2 tRNA genes are annotated in these 206 nt (G+C 55.3%); both read left to right on the top strand.

What is annotated here, in order from left to right:
- Positions 1–75 (top strand) — tRNA-Gly (locus ACN6NE_RS31460).
- Positions 76–89: 14 nt separating this feature from the next.
- A tRNA-Leu gene (locus ACN6NE_RS31455) sits at positions 90–178 on the top strand.
- Positions 179–206: the final 28 nt, after the last annotated feature.

Below are 206 nucleotides of genomic sequence, written 5' to 3'. Positions count from 1 at the left end.
GCGGAAGTAGTTCAGTGGTAGAACACCACCTTGCCAAGGTGGGGGTCGCGAGTTCGAACCTCGTCTTCCGCTCCACATATATAAGTCCTGCCGGGGTGGTGGAATTGGCAGACACACAGGACTTAAAATCCTGCGGTAGGTGACTACCGTGCCGGTTCAAGTCCGGCCCTCGGCACCATTTTAATAAGCGCCCGTAGCTCAATTGG

This window comes from Priestia sp. 53B2 (genome assembly GCF_056099005.1).
This window is presented reverse-complemented; position numbering and strand designations above follow the sequence as displayed.